3 protein-coding genes are annotated in these 3,095 nt (G+C 60.9%); 1 reads left to right on the top strand and 2 read right to left on the bottom strand.

The genetic code is table 11. The features are described 5' to 3' along the window. The coding region (locus FEM54_RS28970; protein ID WP_138453896.1) for a putative porin at window positions 1-892 on the bottom strand (892 nt) is incomplete at its 3' end. Between the two features lie 282 nt (window positions 893-1,174). On the opposite strand from FEM54_RS28970, the gene FEM54_RS28965 reads away from it, so the two are divergent. Beyond that, window positions 1,175-2,299, top strand: coding sequence for a GNAT family N-acetyltransferase (locus FEM54_RS28965; RefSeq protein WP_138453895.1), 1,125 nt, complete (start codon window positions 1,175-1,177; stop codon window positions 2,297-2,299). Window positions 2,300-2,310: 11 nt separating this feature from the next. Here FEM54_RS28965 and aqpZ read toward each other — a convergent pair whose 3' ends face one another. Further along, the gene (aqpZ, locus tag FEM54_RS28960; protein ID WP_017134844.1) at window positions 2,311-3,012 is read right to left on the bottom strand and encodes an aquaporin Z; all 702 of its coding nucleotides are present in this window, start codon (window positions 3,010-3,012) and stop codon (window positions 2,311-2,313) included. Between the last annotated feature and the right edge of the window lie 83 nt (window positions 3,013-3,095).

Here is a 3,095-nt window from a genome sequence, read left to right as displayed (position 1 = left end):
GCGTGGTGGTGGTAGTGCAGCGGCTGTCCTTGTCGTTCTGGTAGGCGTAGACGCTGCCGCCCAGGGTCATTTTCAGGTTGTCGGTGAGCGAGAAGCGCGTGCCCAACTGGCCGGAGGTCAGGCGCAGGTCGTGGCGAAATTGCACGCCGTCGCCGTCTACGTTGTCCTTGAGGTTGTAGTTACCCAGGCTGCCGAACAGCTCGGCGCTGCCGCCCAATGGGTACTTGTAGGTGACGGCCAGGCCTTCAGGGTTGATGTCGCTATCCCAGATCACGTCGCCCATGTTTACCCACGGCTGCAGCATCTTGCCGCCGATCACGTGCAGGTTCTTGATCTGGTCCGGGTGGTAGTCGATGTAGCCCAGGTCCAGCCAGATCGACTTCTTGTCGAAGTAGTTGTCCTGGTCCTGGTTGGTGGAGCGCGCGTCGTCGCTGCTGCCGGTGGCCACGCGGATGCCGGTGTCAACCTGGGAGTTGATTTCGGTGTAGGCACCCAGGCGGGCACGGATGCGCTGACGGTCTTTGTCGCGGCCGCCGTTGTTGGATTCGCCCTGGATCTTCACGGTTTCCTGACGGAAGCGCACATCACCCTTGAGCTGAGTGCGTGCGGCCCAGGCCAGCTTCTGATCGAAGACGCTGAGGTCGTTGGTTTTTTTCGCGGTGGCCGCGATCTGCTCGTTGGTCTCTTGTTGAGCTTGCTGTGCGATCTGCTTTTCTTTCTGGTCCTTGGCTAATTCCGTTTGCAGTTCGGTGTACTGCGCAGCGGTGATCTGGCCGTTGGCCTTGAGCATGTCGAGCAATTTAGCGTCGACTGCAGCGCTGGCCGGAACGCTCAGGGCCAGCAACAGGCCGCCACACAGGGCCGCCGCAGTTTTAGTGGAAGCAAGACGCATATCAATCTCCGAAAGTGAGGAGGGATGGCAAACCATCCAGGACACAACCGACCGATGACGGACGGAAAATAGCCGCCTGGTAGAACCAGGCGCTCTAAAAACAGGCGTCAGTATCGCGATCGTTTATGACGGAGTAGTGGCTAAGTGATTTCACCTAGATGACAAATTATTTAATCTGGAACTAATTGTTTCGAGGTTTGTCTCGCTCGTTTCGAGGTGTGCCTGGCGCCGCGATAGGCGATACTCGCCAGGCTTTCACGCCAAGAAACAGTGAGGATGCCGATGCCGCTGCAACGCCTGGACAAGCTGTCTGCAATCGCCCCGCAAGTCTGGGATGCCCTGGTGCCGCAGGCCCAACCCTTTGTGCGGCACGCCTTTCTGAGTGCCCTGGAAGACAGCGCCAGCTTGGGCCCGCAGTCCGGTTGGCAGCCCGAGCATTTGCTGCATTGGGAAGGCGAGCGGCTGGTGGCGGCCCTGCCCAGCTACCGCAAGTGGCACTCCTACGGCGAGTACGTGTTTGATCATGGCTGGGCGGATGCCTGTGAGCGTGCGGGCATCGAGTACTACCCCAAGTTGCTGACGGCGGTGCCGTTCAGTCCGGTGAGTGGCCCACGTTTGTTGGCCAGGAATGCCGAGGACGGGGTTGAACTGCTGGGTAGCTTGCCCGGGTATCTGGAAATCGAAGGGCTCTCCAGTGCCCATATCAACTTCACCGACCCGTTGGCCGATGCCGCATTGGCTGGGCAGGCGGGTTGGTTGCAGCGCCTGGGCTGCCAGTTCCACTGGCAAAACCGCGGCTATCGCGACTTCCAGGACTTCCTCGATGCCTTGAGTTCACGCAAGCGCAAACAAATGCGCAAAGAGCGCGAGCAAGTGGCGGGGCAGGGCATCGATTTTGAATGGTTGCAAGGCCACGAGTTAAGCGAGGCGCAGTGGGATTTTGTTTACGCCTGTTACGCCAACACCTACGCGGTGCGTCGCCAGTCACCCTACCTGACCCGCGCCTTTTTCAGCCTGCTGGCCGAACGCATGCCCGAGGCGATCCGCGTGGTGCTGGCCAAACAAGGCGCACGCCCGGTGGCCATGGCCTTCAGCCTGATCGGTGGCGACAGTTTCTATGGCCGCTACTGGGGCTGCCTCGCGGAGTTCGACCGCCTGCACTTCGAAACCTGCTTCTACCAAGGCATGGACTACGCCATCGCCCACGGCCTGCAACGTTTTGACGCTGGCGCCCAGGGCGAACACAAGTTGATTCGCGGCTTTGAACCGGTGATCACACGGTCATGGCACTACCTGCGCCATCCGGGTTTGAAGAATGCCGTGGAAGACTTCCTGGAGCGCGAGCGGGTTGGGATTCTGGCGTATGCCGAAGAGGCAAGGGCAGCCCTGCCTTATCGGCAGGGCTGAACCCGTTTGCCTCAGGCTGGCTGCTCCTTGCCCAGCCATCGATAGGTCACGCCGCCGATTACAGCACCGAGGATCGGCGCCAGCCAGAACATCCACAACTGCTGGATCGCCCATCCGCCGACGATCAGTGCCGGGCCGGTACTGCGGGCCGGGTTGACCGAAGTGTTGGTCACGGGAATGGAGATCAAGTGGATCAAGGTCAAGGCCAGGCCGATGGCGATGGGTGCAAGACCCGGCGGAGCACGACGGTCGGTGGCGCCGAGGATGATCAGCACGAACATCGCCGTCATCACCAGCTCACAGACAAACCCCGCAGCCATCGAGTAGCCACCCGGCGAATGCTCGCCGTAGCCGTTGGAGGCCAGGCCCGACGCCAGTTCGAACCCCGGCTTGCCACTGGCAATGAAGTACAACAGCGCAGCGGCGACAGTGGCGCCGATTACCTGCGCGACGATGTAAGCCGGTAACTCCCTGGCCGGAAACCGCCCGCCCACGACCAGCCCCACTGACACTGCCGGGTTGAGGTGGCACCCGCTGATATGCCCGATGGCAAACGCCATGGTCAGCACCGTCAGCCCGAAGGCCAGGGCCACACCGAGGAACCCGATCCCGACGGCGGGAAACGCTGCGGCCAACACCGCACTCCCGCAACCGCCCAACACCAGCCAAAACGTACCTAACCCCTCTGTGATTGAACGTTTGAACAAAGACATGCGACACGTCCTTGATAGATAGCTCTACCGAATCAGCAAATCAGTGATGCTCCCTGCAGATTTACTTCAGCGCCCCTCTAGGC

Origin of the sequence: Pseudomonas edaphica (assembly GCF_005863185.1) — a bacterium.
Lineage (GTDB): Bacteria > Pseudomonadota > Gammaproteobacteria > Pseudomonadales > Pseudomonadaceae > Aquipseudomonas > Aquipseudomonas edaphica.
The sequence above is the reverse complement of the archived record's forward strand: the minus strand, read 5'-3'. Positions and strand labels throughout refer to the sequence as shown.